Source organism: Mesorhizobium sp. P3_A10, from assembly GCF_056403175.1.
The window spans coordinates 1,147,957-1,165,719 of record NZ_JBFUFZ010000002.1 but is presented as its reverse complement, the minus strand read 5'-3'; the positions used below and the strand labels follow the sequence as shown (position 1 = coordinate 1,165,719).

The following is a 17,763-nucleotide window of genomic DNA, read 5'->3' as shown; positions in this document are numbered from 1 at the left end:
CAAGACTTAGGGCTGTTGGGACGGCCGCCTGCGACCGTGCCCCCAGTTCCGCTTCCGAAATTGGTTGCTCGAAGTGAATTCCCGTTTGAACGAAGAATTTCTCCGTGCGATGGCTTGAAATCGCCAAGGAGGAAAGCGCGTCATGATCGTCGACACCCATCTGCACCTGATCGACCTCACAGCACTGCGCTATCCCTGGCTCGCCGGCGTGCCGGCGCTCAACCGCGACCACTCGCACGACGAATACGCGACCCAGGCCCGCCGTGCCGGCATCGAGGCTGCCTTGCACATGGAGGTCGATGTCGACCCGGCCGACATCCAGGCCGAAACCAGCTATGTGAAGGCACAGTCGCTTAAAGAAGGCAGTTTGCTGCGCGGCGCGTTTGCCTCCTGCCGTCCGGAGGAGCCCGGCTTTGCCGCCTATCTTGAGCGCCAGCGGACCGATCCCTTCGTCAAGGGGTTTCGCCGCGTGCTCCACGTCATGCCGGACGAGCTTTCGCAAGCCGCGTTGTTTCGCGAAAACATCAAGCGGCTCGCCGGCACCGGCTTGACCTTCGATCTCGTCGTCCTGCCGCACCAGATCCCGATCGCAATCGCGCTCGTGGACCTCGCTCCGGATGTGCAGTTCGTGCTCGACCATTGCGGCGTGCCCGACATCAAGAGCGCGGCTGAGCATCCGTGGCGCGAGCATATGGCTGACATTGCGCGGCGCCCCAATGTCATTGGCAAGATTTCCGGCGTGGTCGCCTATGCCGCCGGGTCATGGACCGTCGAGACGCTGCGTCCCTATGTCGAACACACCATCGGCTGCTTCGGCTGGGACCGCGTCGTCTGGGGCAGCGACTGGCCGGTCTGCACGCTTGGCGGCGGCCTTGCGACCTGGGTCGCGACCACGCATGCGCTGCTTGGCGGAACAAGCACCGACGAACGGACGAAGCTGCTCTCCGCCAACGCCAAGCGGATGTGGAGTTTGTAAGGCGATCGAACAGCGCTCGCCCGTCGGTAGCGCGTACCGTTGGGCGGCCTGCGGCTATTTCTCCCGCATCGCTCGGCGGAAGTTCTGCGTGATCGGCTCAGCGAGGTAAGAAAGCACGGTGCGAGCACCCGTCCGGATCATCGTCTCGCTCGACATGCCGGGCAGCAGCTTGCGGCCTTCCAGCTTAGTGAGCTCGCTGTTGTCGATCAGCACTGTCGCGGCGAAATACGGCGCCCCGCTGCGCTCCTCCGTCATGCGGTCGGCCGACACGATCTCCACGACGCCGTCGAGCGGCGGCAGGTTGTAGCGGGCGAAGGCGGGGAAGCTGACGCGCGCGGGCTGTCCAGGGGCGATGGTCTCGACGTCCTCCGGCTTGACCATGGCCTCGACCACGAGTTGTTGTCCGAGCGGCACGACCGTCATCAAGGTTTCACCGGGTTTCACGACACCGCCAGCCGTATGGACCTTCAGGTCCATGACGATGCCGTCAACCGGGGCAACGACATTGGTACGGGCAAGCACGTCCTTGGCGGAACGCTCCTGCTGTCCGAGGTCGAACAACTCCGCCTCGACCTTGCTCAAATCCTCGACGGCCTCGTTCAGCCGCACTGTGTTGAGGTTCAGGATTTGCATGTCGATCTCGGCCATTGCGCTTCTGGCACGAGCGATTGCCGCTACGTTGGTAGCGCGCTCCCCCTCGATTTCCCGCTGTTGTCGCCTGAGCAACAGGTTCCGCTCGCGGGTGGTCAGCCCCTTCTTGAGCAGGCTCTCCAGGTCCTTGTTTTCACTCTCGATTGCCTCGATCTGCTTGTCCTCGGTGACGATAAGCTGCTGCAGTCCCGCTATCTCGTCTTCGCTTTGGTGACGGCGTTGGCCGAGAATCTCCCGCTCGTCCGCCAAGTTGTGGTGTTTCGCCGCGAACACGTCACGCTGTGCGGCCACCGCGTCCTTTGCTGCGCTGGCGGGGCTTGCGAGGAATGCCGGATCAAACTCGATCTCGGCCTTGCCGTCACGCTCAGCCCTGAGCCGCGCGGCGAGCGCCTCACGCGTTGCTATCCGGTTCTGGATCAGGTCGAGCTGCGCCTTTGGCTGTGTGTCGTCGAGTCGGATCAGGATCTTGCCCGCCTTGACGATATCGCCGTTGGCGGCGTTCAACTCCGCGATGATGCCACCCTCGAGGTGCTGGATGAGCTTGCGGTCGCCGGCGACCTTGATAACGCCCGGCGCCACTGCGGCGCTGTCTAGAGGCGCCAGCGCCGCCCAGCCCCCGGCCACGCCGAAGAACAGGAACATGATCGCGAAGCCGGTACACGTCACGCCGGTCAGACGCAGAGGTACCGGTTCCAGCAGGGAGGGTGGCGGGAGTGGCAACGGCACGACGTTCATGTCTGTTCTCATCGTCATGCCTGGTTCGCCACTATGGTCGTGCCCAATGCGCTTGGACGCGACGCACGCTTCGAAGAGGGAAGTGGACCGTTGCTGACGCCGATCACGGCGGCGGAGATTTCTGGCATCGGACTCGCTGGTATTTGATTTACCTTGCGGATGCGCGCGGCGAGTTCATTGAAGACGTAGTCACGTGGACCGTAGAGCTCTTGTTGGCCCCGGTTGAGGACCAATATCTTGTCTACCTTCTCCATCATGTTCGGTCGGTGCGCAATCAGGATAACGGTTGTTTTCGTCGCCTTGACCACGCCGAGGGCGGCGATCAATGCCTCCTCGCCCTCGTGGTCGAGGTTGGAGTTGGGTTCGTCAAGGATAAGGATTGCGGGGTCGCCGTAGAGCGCCCGTGCCAACCCGATACGCTGGCGTTGCCCGCCTGACAGAATTGCGCCCGCCTCGCCGATCTCGGTGGCGTAGCCTTTCGGCAGTCCCTTGATCAGTTCGTGGACGCCCGCCAACTGCGCGGCCCTGACCACGTGCTTGAAGACCGTTGGGTTGACAGTCGCAAAGCGGGCGATGTTATCTGAGACTGTGCCGGCAAAGAGCTCGATGTCCTGCGGCAGGTAGCCGACGTACCGGCCCCGGTCCTCCGCCGCCCATTCGGCGACATTCATGCCGTCGAGCAGCGCGCGACCACCAGATGGACGCCAGGCGCCGGCCAGTACTCGCGCCAGGCTGGTCTTGCCGGCCCCGCTTGGGCCGATCAGTGCCATCGATTCGCCGGGGCTGAGTTGGAAACTGATCCCCTTCAGGATTGGCTCACCGCCCTGTCGGCCGAGCGTGATGTTTTCGGCCTCGAACTTACCTTTCGGACGAGGCAACGGCAGCACCGGCTTGACCTCTGGGTATTGACCGGCGACCGCTGTAAGACGCTTGTAAGCGGCGCGTGCCCCGACCGTCGCCTTCCACGTGGCGATCGCTTGCTCGACCGGTGCCAACGCGCGCCCCATCAGGATTGAGGCGGAGATCATGATGCCGGGTGAGGCCTCGTTCTGCAATACCAGATAGGCGCCGAGGCCGAGGATGGCCATCTGGAGGGCCAGGCGGTGGCAACGTGCGATGGCCGTGATGACGCCGCCCCGGTTGGCGGCAAGAACTTGTCCTTTGTTTGCCTCGTCCTGCTGGGCCTTCCAGGCCTCCAGCAGGGGCTTCAACATGCCCATCGCCTGCACGACCTCGGCGTTGCGGATCGCCGCCTCAGCCTGCACGTAGGCCCGCGACTGTGCGCTTGTGGCCTCCGTCAACGGTTTGCGGGTGATGTACTCGTTCAGCAAAGCGAGTGCGAACAGCACGAGCCCGCCGCAGAGTGCCAGCCAGCCCAGCCAGGGGTGCATGAGGAAAATGGTGGCAAAGAAGATCGGTGCCCAGGGCGCGTCGAGGATCGGGAAGATGCTCGGGCTGGTGAAGAAATTTCGTACTTGGTCGAGGTCGCGCAGTGGTCGCGCGTTAAGCTGACCGGGGGCACAAGCGGCGTATTCCACCGATGCGGTCAGCAGAACCGGTGCCAACCGCGCGCTCATCCACGCTCCGACTTTAGCCAGAAGACGCCCCCGCACCACCTCCAACCCCGCCATTGTCGCGAGTGCCCCCGCCGCCATCAGCGACAGCATCACCAGCGTCTCCAGACTATGGCTGCCGAGTACGCGGTGGTAGACCTGGAGCATATAAAGAGCCCCGGTCAGCATCAGCATGTTGATACCGCCGCTGAACCAGACAAGCGGCCGGATGGCGCGCCTGGCCTCTTTCATCACCACTTGCAGGGCAGTGGGCTGTTGCTTGGTTTTCATCATTGTGTCTCTGGTGTGCGGGATGACATCTCGGGCAAGAGACCGCGGTACGGGGGCAGCGTTGGCTGCCCCCGTTTGTCAAGTGTCAGACGACGTCCACGAGAATCTGCTGGATGGCGGTCGTGTCGCCGTCCGCGTCGTGCAACTGGACGCCGAAGTCGAGGTGCGCGTCCGGTGTCGTGGTCTGCGTCGAGGTGAAGCCGATGTCGACGATCTTGATGACGTCGTTGTCGGCGACGGCTGTATCCACCCCGTTCACCTTGGCGACGTCGTTGTCCCAGACCACCAACGGGGCGGACAGGCTGCCACCGTTCGCGCCGGTCGCGCTATTCAGGTCGATCGCTGTAGCACCGCCGAGAGCGGCGTTGGTACCGGCCGGCGCACTACCTGCCCCGACCAGACCGTTACCGGACTGCATGATCTGGACACCTTGGAGCACCCAGTTCTCACCGGCACCGTTGTAGTCGTTCCGCTCAATGACGACGAGGCCGTCGTTGTTATCAAGCGGGAAGTCGGCGGCGTATGCGGGAGGTACCTGCCCCGTCTTGAAAATGTCGGCGTTCGAGATGTAGATCGCCTTCGTCGTCGTGAGGGCCGGGTTAGTAGCAGACACGAGGTTGACGATGACCATCAAGTCCTCGTTGCCGATACCGTCGAACTTGATGGCCATGTCGGCAGCAGTCTGGGTCGGGACGTGATTGGCACCGTTGTCGGTCAAGATACCCGGTGAGGTGTCGAAGAACCGTAGCGTCAGTGCCTCGCCCTTCTGGATGGTGTCACCAGCGACCCCGTTCGTGGACTGGGTTGCAGAAACCCAGTCCTCGTGGTTGTTGGTGACGAACTGGCCGGGGTTCCAAACCTTGTCACCGGCAACGGGAGCGCCGTCGTCATCACCAAGACCTAACGCGATGGCCGAGGTTGCCGTGTTCGCGGTGAACTGCACGAAGAAGTCCCGGTCGGTCGTTTCCGGCGTGGTAGTCGCGTCGAAGAGCTTCTCCACCACGATCAACGGGTGCCCCGTGTTACTGGTGGGCTCCTTGGATATAAGTTCGCTGGTGTGCAGGATGTCTTTGGTGAAGCCCTCGGCCGCGTCGTTCAAGGTCAGGCTATAAGTGCCGGTAGCCTTGTTGAAGACCAGGGTACCGCCCACCGACCCCGCCTGCTCGCCAGCCGTGTCCGGGTCGCTGTCGTAGGTGGCGCTCCAGTTGAACGTCGCCTGGGTGGCGCTTTCCGACTGGAGCGTCGCGCTCTTGGTGATGAACTGAGTATCCTGACCCGATACAAGACCAGACATATGACCGGTGAGCTCGAGCTGGATGCCGGGCAGAACATTGTCCTTGTCGACGAAGTCCGAGTGCGTGGCGTCATAGGTCGCGAAGACATCGTGGCCGATGTTGTATCCGAAGAGTCCGCCAGCCGTCGAACCGACCGCGTTGGTAAGAGTCTCAGGGCTTTGGACACCCGGAGCAACTGGATCGGCGTCGAACGCCTGCGTGATCGTCGGCCCGTCGTCCTTGAACTCGAACGCTGTGCCGATGCCTACTGAGGCGCTATCCGTATCCCCGTCGCGGTCGGTAATGATCGCCGTCAGCGTGACGAGGTTTGCGTTCGACATGAACACCGACTCGTTTGGATCATTCGTCGGGTGAACCACGGCGCGTGACTGGTCAAGCGTCACGTTGCCGCTGGTGTCCACGCTGATCGTGAACACCGTGTCGCCGTCGCCGTTCTTGCCGTAAACCATTCCACCGACTGTCGACAGAACGACCGACTGACCGGTAAGGGTGTCGGTGAGACCTGACGCGCCGGACGCGGCCAGTGCGTAGGTGATGGCGACTGCCGCCGTACCGTCGGCACCGCCACTTTTTGGGGTGAAGACGCTCGAGAAATCTGTCGGGCCACCGTTCGCGGTGAAGTCGGACTCATCGACCACAACCGTCGGCACCGTGCCGTTTGCCTCGATACTCGGGCCGTCGTCCTTGAAGATCAGGTTCTGGCCGATGTCGAGGGTGGCCGGTTGGTGGTCACCGTCCTTGTCGGTGACGGTCGCGGTGAGCTGGATCAAGTCGTCCGCGGCTAGGGTCGTGCTCTCGTCGGGATCGGAGGTCGGATGGACGACCGCCCGCTGCTGGTCGAGCGTCACATTGCCCGAAGCATCGGTCGAGACCGTGAACACGATCGCGCCGCCGACACCTGCCCTGCCAACGACCTTGCCGGTCTCGAGGCTGAGCACCACCGCCTGGCCGGTTGCCGTATCGACCAGCCCAGTCGCACCGGCTTTGAAGTCCAGCGCGTAGGTCACCGTGCCGGCGCCGTCGGCGCCGAAGGCCGAGCTGAAGTTGGCCGCGAAGCTCTCGGTGTCGTCAGTCGCAAAAACCGTCTCGTCGACGATCAGCGTCGGCTCCGTGCCGGTCGTCGAAATGCTGGGCCCGTCATCATCGAAGTTGATGAAGGAGCCGACCTGTTCGGTGTAGGCGTTGGCTACGTTGCCGGCAAAGTGCACTTCCTTGACATCGAAATAGTCTTTCTCGGTGTCGATATTCTTGATGGTGAAGCGGTCAAAGGTTCCTATTGCGGTCGTAAAATTGACCGTCACGCCCTCGCCGACATTGTGCAGGATCAGTCCTGTGCCGCTGAAATCAACCGTGATGCCCAGGGCCGCGGCTGTTGTATCGACACCGTTCAGTTTGAAAGTCACTCCGGTGATATTGATTGCCGTACCGATGGCATCACCGGGGAACGCAGCGCCCTCATCGTCGCCGGCTTCGTTATAGGCGTGGACCTCAATGTCAGCTTTGGTGTTGGTCGGCGTGGACTGCGAGATCGAGAAACCCGCACCAGAGACGGTCTCGATGTGGGTGTCATAGACAGGCCCGGCTGCGGTAAAGGTCTTACCCGCGCTCTGGGTACCGCCGTTGATCAGGTCGATCTGAAGCTCACGGCCAAAGCGCACGTCTTGAGATGAGACACCCAAGCCTTGCGTGCTGACGTTGACTTCGGCTTGCACGCCATTGTCGTGGGCTGTGACAAGAATCTTCTGCGTGCTCGCAGTGTCAGCGTCGAGGATATACCAATTGTTGTGTCCAGGAGGGGCGTCACCAAGCTGGCTGAAATTGAGCACGGAGGTTCCCGAGACCGAGGCGAACACCTTGTCGGTCAGATCGATCTGGTCGTCCGGGTTGGTCGCGATCGGATGGAACAACGGCACATACTGGACCGTGTACAGGTCCGCATTGGTGGCGCTGGTGCTGACCAGTCCAAGCGAGAAGGCGAGCGGCCCGTTCGCAGCGGGCGCGACGGCCGGGTTGGAGGTACCGATGACGCCGATCACGACGTTTGCATGCGTTGGGTCCTGGAACAGCCAGACATAATTGCCATCAACCGTCTTAAGGCCGCTGTTCACGCCGACGGTGGTGGAAAATGGGGTTCCGGAGGAGTCCTTGGCGAGAACGACCGAGCTGATGGTTTCCCCTGCACTCGCCGAGGCCACCACGAAGTTGGCCTGGAAGGCGACCTCCGGAGACAGCCCACCCGGACCGTCGCGACTTAGGAGATATTGCAGTGTGGGGTCGCTGCTGTACAGCGGATCGGATGGGTCAATATCATCGTTCTGAAGACCGGTGGTCTCGTCGACGATGATGTCTTGAGTCACGATGTCGAGTGCCATGGAGATTCTCCCCTTTTTTGAGCACATCAAGAAAAGGGGATTCCCCCCTTGATGCCGGATGCCCCTTACCCCGAGCGCATCCGCTGGCGCATTGATTGCGGCCTTCAATCCTCCATTGTGCTGCCGCCGAAGAGGGCGCGTCCATTCGCGGTTCGATAGTGTTATGGTGAATGCCCCTACCTGATCGAACGATATACATCCTTCGATAGATCGAGCCGCGCCAGACGCTCGCGGGCAACCGCGCTGGTATGGCGGATCGATCGGTATACCGTGGGGTTCCGGCCTGTTGCCGGTATCCTGTCAGCCTGCCTTGCCGGCCGGTCGAAGGTAGGCTCAAAGCCCGCTTTTGTGACCTGGCCCCAGATGATCGGCAGCTTTACCGAAAGTTGCCCAGGCCAGTTCCGCCCTGCTGCCCAGGTGGAGCTTTTCATAGACGTGATGCAAGTGCATTTTCACGGTGCCTTCGGACACATGCAGCTGTTTGGCAATGCTCTTGTTGCGCAACCCGCGCGAGACGAGGCCGGCGACTTCCGTCTCACGCCCCGTAAGCGTGTGCACGGAGTGATGCAGCGCACTCGGCATCACCAGCTGCTCAAGCATATTGTGATCGATCCACTTTCGACCGGCACCGACCGCATTTACACATTCGACGAGGCAGCCGTGGCTGACGCCGTCCAACAGCAAGCCGTCGGCGTCGAGTTCCCGTATCTCCTTGACGTCGAACTCGCCGTTTGGTTGCAGGATGAAAATGATGCCCAGCGCGCTGTCGCTTGCCCTCAGGCGAAAAGAAAGACTGGCCGTCTGCCGGTCCGCAATGTCCAAGCCTATGATGACAATATCCGGTTGCAGGCGCTCCACATTCGGGAGAACGTCAATGGCGCTGTGGCACTCTGCGACGACACTGTGTCCGGCCTTCCGCAGAACCCACTCCAGACCGGCGAGATACACCCCTCGCGGGTCCGCGACAACCAAAGTCGACATGGGAACCCCGTTCGTAAAAAACGCAACGAACTTAACTAAATATGCCCCAATGTCAGGAAACCAGAGCTTTGAGTGTTTGTCAAGGAATCGCTAATATAGTCATGGCTATGAAGGAAGCCCGCGGGTGTTCTCTGCACGGGCATCACCGAGCCTTGTACGGCCATGCGTTCGATGGGCACCAACCGAGACGTTCGTGATTGCGTAGGGTGCCTCTGAATTTAGACACCTGTTCATCCGCCAGTGATGACAAGTTTTTGAGCGATCTTCTCCCCCGGCAGGCGGGCGGCGCTACTCGTAAAGCAAAAACATATGTTCTATGCTCGCTGGTGTCATGGCGTTCGACCGCCGTGACCGGAACTGAGGTCTGTTGTCCTAAGGCGGGGGGCATGCATGTTCGAGGTCGGCGGATTTTTTCGGCAGGAAAGGTCGACTTTGAAGGGCTGGCGCATCGTCAGCGCCCTTGCTGTGGTCGCCACTGTATTCGGGCTGTTGCTGCTCGCACCGGACGTCGCGAATGCAAAACCGAACTGGACGCTCGATCCGGCAAACTCGACCCTCACCTACCAATCGGTGAAGAAGAACACCATTGTCGAGACCAACAAGATCAGAAACCTCTCCGGCACGCTGACAGCGGACGGCGCCGCCAAGGTCATCTTTGACCTCAACTCGGTCGACACCGGCATTGATCTGCGCAATGTCCGCATGCGGTTCCTGTTCTTCGAGACCTTCAAATTCCCCACAGCCGAAGTGAACGCGAAAGTCGATCCTGCCGCCTTCGCCGATCTGGCGACGAAGCGGCGGATGACGGCGCAGATTCCATTTCGACTCAACCTGCACGGCGTCGACAAGGACCTTGTCGCCACTGCCGTCGTCACCATGATCACCGACTCGATGGTGTCGATCGCTTCGGACGCCCCGGTCGCGGTGCATGTCGAGGATTTTGGCCTGCTTCCCAACGTGGAAAAGTTGCAGCAGGCCGCCAATGTCAGCAGCATCGTGCCGACCGCTTCGGTATCCTTCGACTTCGTCTTCACCGCTGATGGCGCAAAACAGGCGCCGCCGCCAGCCGTCGCGGCGGCAGCCGGCGCGGCAACCGAGGTTGGACCGGTTGCTACCGATGCCGCGAAAACGACCTTCAGCGAAGACGAATGCATGAACCGGTTTGCGGTGCTTTCGCGCACCGGAGCCATCTATTTCCGTCCGGCAAGCGCGCGGCTCGACGAAAAGAGCCGGCCGTTGCTGGCCGAGGTGGTCGACGTCGTCGGCAAATGCCCGAAATTGAAAGTCGAAGTGTCGGGCCATACCGATTCCGACGGCCCGCCTGCGGCAAACAAAACCCTTTCGGAGCGGCGCGCCAAGGCGGTGGCCGACGCCATCATCGCGGCCGGCATTCCGTCGACGCAGATCGCGGCCACCGGCTACGGCGAGGAACGGCCGGTGGCGGCCAACGACACGCCGAAGAACAAGGCGCTGAACCGGCGCATCGAGTTTTCCGCCACGCCGCTCGTCAACTGAACAGGGATTTGTCGTAACGGTGCGTTTCAATCTGATTGCCAATTGCAGCGGCCTCATGCGCGGCATCGGTCTGGCCGTGCTGCTGCTGGTTTTGAGCTTGAGCGCAGCCAATGCCGAACGCCGCATCGCCCTGGTGCTCGGCAATGCCCACTACCTGAATGCGCCGGCGCTGCCCAATCCGGTGAACGACGCGCAGGCGATGGCCGATCGCCTGAAGTCCCTGGACTTTGAGATCATCTCCGGCTTCGATCTCACCAAATCGCAGACGCAGGAGAAGATCGCGCAATTTGCAAAGCAGGTGCGCGGCGCCGATATCGCGCTTTTCTTCTACGCCGGCCATGGCTTGCAGGTCGCCGGAAACAACTATCTGCTGCCCGTCGATGCCGCGCTGGAGGACGAAACCTCGCTCGACTTCGAGGCCGTGCAGGTGGATTTCATCTTGCGGCAGATGTCGCGTGAAACCAGCATCCGGCTGGTGTTCCTCGATGCGTGCCGTGACAATCCTCTCGCCGAGGTGCTGGCCAAGGAGACCGGCAGCGCGGCGAGCAGCGGCCTGGCCGAAATCCCGATCGAAAACGGTGGCGCCGGCACGCTCGTCGCCTTCGCCGCCAGCCCCAACCAGGTGGCCTATGACGGATCGGGCGAGCATTCGCCGTTCTCGGCAGCCTTGCTGGCCCATATCGGCGACGCCAATCTTTCGATCACCGAGGCGATGAACCGGGTTACATCAGACGTGTTCAAGGCCACCGCCGGCAAGCAAAGGCCATGGATCAACGTCTCGCTGACAACCGATGTCGTGCTGCACAAGGTCGATCTCAATGCGCCGCTGATCGTCGGCGATTCCACCGTGGCGGCGGCCGAGACCGGTTCGCCCGCGCGCAGCAATGGCGCCAGCGCGGCCACGCCGTCTGCCTCCGACGCCAACGCGCAGGCAGCGCTGGAACAGCTGCGCCAGGAAATCCCCAAGCTGGGCTCGGACGCGCCGGTCCTTTTCGACGTTCAGGTCAACTTTGGCGATCCGGCGATCGACGGCAAGAGCATCGCCCAGCTGATCCAGGGAAAGCCGCATTTCAGTCCGGTTGAAGGCCTCGACAAGTCCGTCTGGGACAATCAATGCAGCAACTGCCATCAATGGACCGAGGAGCGGCTGTGCGACCAGGCCAAGACCTACGTCACCAATGACGTCTCGGTGTTGCGGCTGCAGCACCCGCTGGGCACGCGCTTCAAGGTGGCGCTGGGCAGATGGGCGCAAGGCGGCTGCAAGTGATACAGATCTTGCCGCGTTCTGGGTGCATCCGGCTCTAGCGTAGCGCTTCGATCTCGGCCAACTGGATACCCATCTCGACAAAGGCTGACAGCACGGAGGAACGGTCCTCGATCGCCACCCGCGCCAATCCGGTCAAGATCCCGGCATTGACCGCATGGGCTGTGGAAAGTGGCTTTGGGCTCGACCCGTTCGTCCGCTCCATTCCAGAACCATTGAGATGCCATTTTACCGCTAGCGCAATCCAGACGGCCGGCGTCCTCTGCTGTGCCGCCGCCGCTTCGTCCACTGCCGCGTGGCGGCCTGGATTGTGCGGATCGCCGACCCAGTCCTGGACAAGCGCCAGCAGCGCGCGGTCCTGCTCTTCGAGCAGTTCGGTCAGGTGGCCCAGGCATTCGTGGCCCCACCAGATCGCGGCCCGGTCAGGCAAAAGGTAGGCGCAGAAGGTGATCGCCTCTTCGGGTGTCCGTCCCGCCAGGAGCAGGCGGCAAAATTCGAGCGAAGGCTGGTCGGTGGGAACGGCCGTCATGTCGCGGGCGGCAGCGGCGTTCGCAGCGAACAGATCGCGCGCGGTTTTGAATTGGAGCCCGTTGGCCATCGCTGTTATTTTTTCCTCACCGAGCACTCAAGCCCCCGGCGCCGCGCGGGTCAAGCCTTTGTCCTTTGCTCTGGGTAGCATCGGCCACTGCCGCATCCATGAGGTTGTTCACAGACAGCGGCTTCGGAATTTGGTATAGTTTGGGACCAACGAAACCGGATGCTCAAAAGAGGAGTAACCGCTATGAGGTATGGCAGTTCAGCCTTTGCGTTGGCGGTCGTGCTCTTGTCGAGCCACGCTTCCGCCGATCCGCTTCAGAAATCAGAAGACATCGTGAAGTTTTTTGCCGGTGCAGCCGACCTTGGCAAGTCGCGTGGAATTTGCGTCGGCACCGAGGACGAGTGCAAGAGCAAGACCAAGGCAAAGGAAACGCCGCCCGAAAAAACCAGCCTCGATATGCTGATCAATTTCGGGCTGGATTCGGCCGAGCTCGACACGACGGCGCGCGCTGAACTGGGCGAGTTCGCCAAGGCCCTGAAGGATAGCCGGCTGAGCAGCCTCGACTTCGTCGTTGAAGGCTACACCGACGCCACCGGCACGGTGAACTACAATGAGGGCCTGTCGCAACGGCGTGCGAAATCGGTGGCAGCTTTCCTGACAGCCAGCGGCGTCGAGGCTGCCCGCATCAACGCGATCGGCCTGGGCGAAAAGAATCCGCGCAGCCCCAACCCCTACGATCCGGTCAACCGCCGGGTGGAAATGCGGATAAAGACGCAATAGCCGTATCAGTTTTCGGTGCCCAAACAGCGAGATAGAGCCCCACCCCGTTAGAATCGGGATGGGGCTCTTTGTTTTCGAAATCGGTTCTTCGGTTCGAGGCCGTGCGGCTGGAACACCGGCCGTCAGTTCTTGAGCACGCCGCCCACCGCCACGCCGGTGCCGAAGATCAGCGCCTTGGTCAGGAAATCGTTGTTGTCCTGCGGCGGTGGTGGCTCATCCTCGCGCACCACGGTCTCGCGGTTACGCTTTTTCTGAACAACCAGCTGTTTCTTGCGGGGCTTCTGCGCCACCGGCTTTTGTGTGCGGACCCTCTGCACCACCTGCTTTTTCGGCGCCGCCGCACGCGCTTGATCGGCAGCGTGTCTGGCGCGGACCTGATCCATCATTGGATCCGTCTGGATCACCAGGAACGCCAGCTGCTCACGCGTCAGATAGGTGGTCTGCGGCAGGCCGTTCTTCTCTTGCCAGACACCGATCGCCTGGCGGGTCTGCGGACCGATATTTCCGTCAATGCGGCCCAGTTCGTTGCCCAACGCTTCGATGCGCAACTGCAGATCGATGCGGCCCTGGCGATCGAGACCGATCGCAGCTTCCGTCAACTCGGTGCCGGGCGTTTGCTTCACCTCGTCCGAAACACCGACCGAAGTGCGAACGGCAGAGCCGGAACTGGCGTTCGCCTCGTCTGTATCGACTGCCGCGACCTGCCGGGTTTCGGCCTTCGGGTCCTTCAACGCATCGATGTTGAGCCGCGCCACCGTGGCGAAGCGGCCGTTCGGAAACTGGTCGAGATAAGCTTCGTAGAACGGAACGGAATTGCGCTTCGAAGCCTCATCCCAGAGCCGCTGCTCGACTTCCCAGGACGGAGGATCATTGGCTGTGGCTACGGGCGGAAGGGTCGTCGTGGCGTCTTTCGAAGCGTCGGAGACAGGTTTTTCGGCAGGCGCCGCTTCCGCGGCAGGTTTTCCAAGGAAGACCTCGCGCCCCAGCGAGGCGTTGTGCCAAGGCCTCTGGCGACCTTGCGTGGTTTCGGTCACTTCGCCGCGCACCCGCGTCAGCGCGCTCTGGATTTCAACGCCGGGTTCGGTCAGGTGCCTGGCCAGCGCCGTCGAATAAGGACTGTCGACGCCGTTGCCGTCGAAAGCGATGGCGCCCGGATCCGTTGCATAGGCAATCAGGATGCCGCCGGTGCCAAGGCCGTCCGATTTTGCTTCGATCGGCGCCAGCCCCGAGCCCATCGAGCGGCTTTTCGGCAGCGAGGCGGCCAGCGTCCTGGCCAGCGGATTGTCGCGGCAGGCGTCGAGGATGATGACGCCAACCGCCGGTTCGGGCGGCAACGCCGCCATGAAATCGTCGATCTGGACGGTGCGGGTCTTGAGATAGGCCGGCGATGTCAGTTCGGCGTCGACCGGTATCAGGAAATTCTTGCCGTCGACCTGCATGCCGTGGCCGGCATAAAAGATCACAGCGAGGTCGGCGTCGTAGGATTGCTCGGTAAACTGACTGATCAGGCTGTGCATGCCTGCATTGTCCTGGTCGACGCCCTCGATCACCTGGAAGCCGGCATTGCGCAGCGTCGAAGCGATGAGGTGCGCATCATTGGCGGGATTGGGCAAGGCAACGGCATGGACGTATTTGCTGTTGCCGATGACCAGTGCGACGCGCTTGGCGTCGGGCGTGGCAGCCTGGGCGCCAAGCGCGGCCATGATAAACAGGATGAATCCGCTCAGAAAGACGACGTACGCTTTCATCGACCAGTCCTCCACCCCATCCGGGGGCGCGCTATTGATGTCTGCTCATGCTAAATTTCATCAGCGACACGAGTCGCTTCTGCCAAAATGGCTCTTGGGCGTATGTGATCTCGACCACAGTTTTGGTTCACAAAGGGCCCGAAAAAGGTTTTATATAATACCACTTGGCAGCAGGAAGACCAAATGATCTGCCGGTGAAACGCGAGGGACAGGCTCACAGCGTATCCTGAATCGAGCCTATGAGAGCTGTGACAGCCTGCTTGTATTTTTCGAACTCCGGCGACGTCTGGCGGATCTCCGTGGTTGTCGTCTGCGGGCTTGCATCGGTGGCCCTGACCTTCTGGCCCATTTTCCGTTCGGCCCAGTCCACGACATAGCTGGCGGTCTTGCCGGTGAGGAACGGGTTGGCCTGGATGACGGCCGAGCCGAGCACGGCGCTCAATTGCGCTGAACCCGGAGCCGCCAGCACCTGATGGGCGCCCTCCATGCCGAGGAAATGACAGAGATAGAGCCGACCGGCCGTGATCTGGTGGCCGCGCGCTCTGAGATAGGCCTCGCCCTCGCGCGCCAGGTTGCGCACCATCTCGCGCGAGATCGTCGCGTCATAGCGCAGGGCCAAAAGGTCGGCGGTCGACAGTGTCCGTGCCAGTTCAGGACGGTAGGTGTTCATCATCCTGATCCAGGTTTTTGAGATGAACTGGCCGGCGCCGGTCGCCGAAGACAGCGGGTTCTTGGCCCGCGCGCTGCCGCCGCTTTCGACATGAACGATTCGGTCGGTCAGCGTTTCGACGGCGACATCGTCCGTTGCGACCGCGGTCACCGTCACCGTGCCCAGCGGATCGATGGCTTGGCCGTTCTGATAGAGTTCGAAATGCAGATGCGGTCCGGTCGAAAGGCCGGTGGTGCCGATATAGCCGATGATGTCACCGGCCTTCACCTTGGTGCCGACACCGCTCGCGATAGCGAATTTCGACATATGCGCATAGCGCGTCTCGCGTCCGCCGGCATGCGCGATCTTCACCACATTGCCGTAGCCGCCGCCGTCGCCCTGGAAAGTGATTTCGCCATCGAAGGCGGCGGCGATCGGCGTCCCCACCGGTGCTGCCCAGTCAACGCCCTTGTGGATGCGAACCACACCGAGGATCGGATGCTTGCGCGGGCCGAAGGTCGAGGTCATGACGCCGTTGACCGGCGTGACCATGCCGTTGGCGACCGTCAGCGAGCGAACCTGGTCGTCGCCGCTGACGCAAGCGAACTGGCCGTCGCTCTGCTGGAAGACGAAACAGGCGAGGCTTTTTTCGCTGCCCTGGACGCCGACATAAAGCACCCGTCCCGATGTCTCGTCCTTGCCGCGCGGCGTCTGCGAATAGATCAGCACCAGACGCTGGTCCTCGCTGGCAAAGGCATCCAGATCCTCGCCTCTCGACAGATACATGATCGCTTCGCCGATCACGCCGGTCGGAACATTGTTGCGGGCAGCCGTCGAGTAGATGGCATCGAGCAGGCGGTACTGCCTTTTGTGCGTGCCTTCGGCCTCGGCGCCCGAATAGTTGAACAGGTCTTCGCGGACCCAGGGGTCGACGCCGGAGACGAACGCGCCCGCGGCGTTGCGCGTCAACGTGCCGACAAAGACGTTCTTGGCGTAGATCGAAACCTGCATCAGCGACATCGTCGTCGTCTCGCGCGTCGGCCTGAAACCGCGCATGGCGACGACATAACCCGGCTCCAGGCTGTCCCGGTTGAACAGCGCCTTGAGGGCTTCGCCAGCCAGTTTGGCATCGTCCGCGGAGAAATGCGCATCCAGCGCGACGCTATCCAGGCTGCGATCGTTGAGGATCTTCACGAATGTGTCTTCAGTTGCCTCGAAGCGTTGATATTCGTTGGTGACGGTGGCGACGCTGGTGTTGTTTTCGACTTGCGTCTTCTGGAATGCGGGCAGGGCGGCCTCGCCGGCATCGATTGTTTCGCCCCAGCCAGCTTCGGGATCGTCGGCGGCCGCCTGCGGCGCCGAAGCCGCTGGCTCCTCGTCTGCCGTGGGCGATGGCTGAAGGTCGTTTTGCAGATCGCCGGATGGCGGTTCGGGCGGTGCGGCGGCGGTCTTTCGCTGCGCCTGGAAGAAGGCGAAATCCTCTTGCGTCGACGGTATCGTGGTCATGAATTTTTCGCTGGCGCTCAGCATCACGTCGGACAGAATTTCGATCTGCGACGAAACGCCGGCCTGATCGAGTTCCGCCGGGCGCGGGACCACCTTGCCCTTCGTTGCGGCGCCGGCCTCCGGCGCCAGCGTGATCCACATCGGGTCTCCCGCCAGGTCGATGATGGCGGGCACATAGACCGAAGCGTCGGCCGGCACATCGTCCGATCCTTCGACCGCGTGCAACTCCTCGTCCTCATCGCCGAACGACCAATAGTCGGCGGTGTAGTAGAAGCCGGCGGCAATCGAACACAGGACGATCACGCCAAGGCCGGCGGCCAGCCCGAGCCAAAGCCTGCGCCGGCGAAGGGCGGCGCGCGCCTGCCGTTTTTGCTTGAAGCTGGTGTCGATACTGTGCGTCACGGATTGCTTCCGGTCAGGAAAAAGGTCCACCGTGCCTGGTCGAGCGTGTCGACTTCGACAAATCGCGCGGCGATATGACCGCGCTGCCAGCACTCTTCGATGCCGCGTATCGAGAAGCGCCGTCGCTCGATGCACATGTCGGTCGACCCGCTCAGGATCGCGTGACCAAAAACGTCCGTCGCATAGATGTAGATGTAGCGGTTCGTCAGTTCCTCGCGGACGACGTTGACGCATTGATTGGCGCCGATGGTCCACCAGCCGTCGGTCTGGTCGGCATTGTCGACCTTCTGGCCGACGGCGAGATTGGCGACGTCGAGCGTCTGGTTGCAGACGGTGAATTCGGCGCGTGCCTGGCCGGTTGACATCAGCGCCAGCCATGCCGCGCCCAGGATCACGGCAAGCTTCATGCGCGCCATTAGCGCAAGCAGAGCTCGAACCGCGTCACGCAGCTTTTTGGGCGGGACTGCGGGCGGGCATGTCGAGCGCGGGCGGCGGGGTTCCATCGGC

Annotated in this window: 11 protein-coding genes and 2 pseudogenes; 5 read left to right on the top strand and 8 right to left on the bottom strand. The window is 62.0% G+C overall.

What is annotated here, in order from left to right; all coding sequences use genetic code 11:
- Positions 1-142 precede the first annotated feature (142 nt).
- Positions 143-976, top strand: coding sequence for an amidohydrolase family protein (locus AC1DXU_RS12360; protein ID WP_477368664.1), 834 nt, complete (start codon positions 143-145; stop codon positions 974-976).
- 54 nt (positions 977-1,030) lie between these two features.
- On the opposite strand, the gene AC1DXU_RS12355 is transcribed toward AC1DXU_RS12360, so the two are convergent.
- A complete protein-coding gene (locus AC1DXU_RS12355) occupies positions 1,031-2,362 on the bottom strand; it encodes an HlyD family type I secretion periplasmic adaptor subunit (protein ID WP_477368662.1) in 1,332 nt (443 codons plus the stop codon).
- 33 nt (positions 2,363-2,395) lie between these two features.
- Between AC1DXU_RS12355 and AC1DXU_RS12350 the strand changes: the two are divergent.
- A pseudogene (locus AC1DXU_RS12350) lies at positions 2,396-2,506 on the top strand (uroporphyrinogen decarboxylase); the annotation flags it as partial.
- On the opposite strand, the pseudogene AC1DXU_RS12345 reads toward AC1DXU_RS12350, so the two are convergent.
- The 3 genes and pseudogenes from AC1DXU_RS12345 to AC1DXU_RS12335 all read right to left on the bottom strand — a co-directional run.
- Positions 2,500-4,206: pseudogene (locus AC1DXU_RS12345) on the bottom strand (type I secretion system permease/ATPase); the annotation flags it as partial. The pseudogenes AC1DXU_RS12350 and AC1DXU_RS12345 sit on opposite strands and share 7 nt — an antisense overlap.
- An 85-nt stretch (positions 4,207-4,291) precedes the next feature.
- Positions 4,292-7,873 (bottom strand): DUF5801 repeats-in-toxin domain-containing protein, encoded by a 3,582-nt coding sequence (locus tag AC1DXU_RS12340; RefSeq protein WP_477368659.1) that lies wholly within the window; start codon positions 7,871-7,873, stop codon positions 4,292-4,294.
- Between the two features lie 333 nt (positions 7,874-8,206).
- Positions 8,207-8,854, bottom strand: coding sequence for a LuxR C-terminal-related transcriptional regulator (locus AC1DXU_RS12335; protein WP_477368656.1), 648 nt, complete (start codon positions 8,852-8,854; stop codon positions 8,207-8,209).
- 390 nt (positions 8,855-9,244) lie between these two features.
- On the opposite strand from AC1DXU_RS12335, the gene AC1DXU_RS12330 reads away from it, so the two are divergent.
- Positions 9,245-10,369: an OmpA family protein gene (locus AC1DXU_RS12330; protein ID WP_477368653.1), complete on the top strand. Its 1,125-nt coding sequence runs from the start codon at positions 9,245-9,247 to the stop codon at positions 10,367-10,369.
- Between the two features lie 19 nt (positions 10,370-10,388).
- Positions 10,389-11,636, top strand: a complete 1,248-nt coding sequence (locus AC1DXU_RS12325) for a caspase family protein (protein WP_477368649.1) — start codon at positions 10,389-10,391, stop codon at positions 11,634-11,636.
- A gap of 34 nt (positions 11,637-11,670) precedes the next feature.
- On the opposite strand, the gene AC1DXU_RS12320 is transcribed toward AC1DXU_RS12325, so the two are convergent.
- Positions 11,671-12,231 carry a DUF6931 family protein gene (locus tag AC1DXU_RS12320; RefSeq protein ID WP_477368646.1) on the bottom strand — a complete coding sequence of 187 codons (561 nt, stop codon included), beginning with the start codon at positions 12,229-12,231 and terminating at the stop codon, positions 11,671-11,673.
- A 183-nt stretch (positions 12,232-12,414) separates the two neighbouring features.
- Between AC1DXU_RS12320 and AC1DXU_RS12315 the strand changes: the two genes are divergently transcribed.
- On the top strand, positions 12,415-12,951 hold the full coding sequence (locus AC1DXU_RS12315) for an OmpA family protein (protein WP_477368643.1): 537 nt from the start codon (positions 12,415-12,417) through the stop codon (positions 12,949-12,951).
- A gap of 122 nt (positions 12,952-13,073) precedes the next feature.
- Here AC1DXU_RS12315 and AC1DXU_RS12310 read toward each other — a convergent pair whose 3' ends face one another.
- The 3 genes from AC1DXU_RS12310 to AC1DXU_RS12300 all read right to left on the bottom strand — a co-directional run bounded on the left by AC1DXU_RS12310 (position 13,074) and on the right by AC1DXU_RS12300 (position 17,663).
- On the bottom strand, positions 13,074-14,699 hold the full coding sequence (locus tag AC1DXU_RS12310; protein WP_477368640.1) for a caspase family protein: 1,626 nt from the start codon (positions 14,697-14,699) through the stop codon (positions 13,074-13,076).
- A gap of 214 nt (positions 14,700-14,913) precedes the next feature.
- Entirely contained in the window at positions 14,914-17,256 is a 2,343-nt protein-coding gene (locus tag AC1DXU_RS12305) for a M23 family metallopeptidase (RefSeq protein ID WP_477368637.1), read from the bottom strand.
- Positions 17,253-17,663, bottom strand: coding sequence for a DUF1036 domain-containing protein (locus AC1DXU_RS12300; protein ID WP_477368958.1), 411 nt, complete (start codon positions 17,661-17,663; stop codon positions 17,253-17,255). The genes AC1DXU_RS12305 and AC1DXU_RS12300 overlap by 4 nt, the downstream gene beginning before the upstream one ends.
- Positions 17,664-17,763: the final 100 nt, after the last annotated feature.

What these genes read in the sequence shown, in the direction of transcription:
- AC1DXU_RS12320 (WP_477368646.1), bottom strand. Translation starts at nt 12,231, where the DNA reads ATGGCCAACGGGCTCCAATTCAAAACCGCGCGCGATCTGTTCGCTGCG.
- AC1DXU_RS12340 (WP_477368659.1), bottom strand. Translation starts at nt 7,873, where the DNA reads ATGGCACTCGACATCGTGACTCAAGACATCATCGTCGACGAGACCACC.
- AC1DXU_RS12300 (WP_477368958.1), bottom strand. Translation starts at nt 17,663, where the DNA reads ATGAAGCTTGCCGTGATCCTGGGCGCGGCATGGCTGGCGCTGATGTCA.
- AC1DXU_RS12355 (WP_477368662.1), bottom strand. Translation starts at nt 2,362, where the DNA reads ATGAACGTCGTGCCGTTGCCACTCCCGCCACCCTCCCTGCTGGAACCG.
- AC1DXU_RS12330 (WP_477368653.1), top strand. Translation starts at nt 9,245, where the DNA reads ATGTTCGAGGTCGGCGGATTTTTTCGGCAGGAAAGGTCGACTTTGAAG.
- AC1DXU_RS12310 (WP_477368640.1), bottom strand. Translation starts at nt 14,699, where the DNA reads ATGAAAGCGTACGTCGTCTTTCTGAGCGGATTCATCCTGTTTATCATG.
- AC1DXU_RS12335 (WP_477368656.1), bottom strand. Translation starts at nt 8,854, where the DNA reads ATGTCGACTTTGGTTGTCGCGGACCCGCGAGGGGTGTATCTCGCCGGT.
- AC1DXU_RS12315 (WP_477368643.1), top strand. Translation starts at nt 12,415, where the DNA reads ATGAGGTATGGCAGTTCAGCCTTTGCGTTGGCGGTCGTGCTCTTGTCG.
- AC1DXU_RS12360 (WP_477368664.1), top strand. Translation starts at nt 143, where the DNA reads ATGATCGTCGACACCCATCTGCACCTGATCGACCTCACAGCACTGCGC.